Consider the following 644-nt stretch of genomic DNA (forward strand, 5'->3'; position numbering starts at 1 on the left):
CCCGCTCGCGCCCCGATAACCCCACTGAGAAGGAATGCCGTCATGCCCCGTCCGCCGCTTCCCCCGTTCACCGAAGACACCGCGCGCGAAAAGGTGCGCCTGGCCGAAGATGGCTGGAACAGCCGCGATCCCGCCAGGGTCACCCAGGCCTATACGCCCGACAGCCAGTGGCGGAACCGCGCCGAATTTCCGCGCGGCCATGCCGAGATCGAGGCGTTCCTGACGCGCAAGTGGAATCGCGAACTCGACTATCGGCTGATCAAGGAACTCTGGGCCTTTGGCGGCAACCGCATCGCGGTGCGCTATGCCTATGAATATCATGACGACAGCGGCCAGTGGTTTCGGGCCTATGGCAACGAGAACTGGGAGTTCGACGCAGACGGGCTGATGGCACGCCGCTATGCCAGCATCAACGAACACCCGATCCAGGAGGCCGAACGCAAGTTCCGCTGGCCCCTCGGCCGGCGGCCCGATGGTCATCCCGGCCTTGGCGATCTGGGCCTTTAGCCTGGCGCAAGGCGCTCCCGGCGTGCGGACCGCGGCGTCCTATTGGGGGGCCGGGGCGCAGCGGGTCGTGTCGCCCGCCTGACAGGCGGCAACATCGGCTTCCCATTTCCGGCGCGCTTCGGCGGCGGCCTTGACCT

Annotated in this window: 1 protein-coding gene; it reads left to right on the forward strand. The window is 67.1% G+C overall.

Annotation, left to right across the window (positions count from 1 at the left end):
- Positions 1–42: 42 nt before the first annotated feature.
- Positions 43–507 carry a nuclear transport factor 2 family protein gene (locus DM995_RS16605; protein ID WP_116970137.1) on the forward strand — a complete coding sequence of 155 codons (465 nt, stop codon included), beginning with the start codon at positions 43–45 and terminating at the stop codon, positions 505–507.
- Positions 508–644: the final 137 nt, after the last annotated feature.

This window comes from Blastomonas sp. UPD001, from assembly GCF_003426715.1.
Taxonomy (GTDB): Bacteria; Pseudomonadota; Alphaproteobacteria; order Sphingomonadales; family Sphingomonadaceae; genus Blastomonas.

Bases quoted from the DNA above. Each gene is read 5' to 3' on its own strand.
- DM995_RS16605 (WP_116970137.1), top strand. From the start codon at position 43: ATGCCCCGTCCGCCGCTTCCCCCGTTCACCGAAGACACCGCGCGCGAA.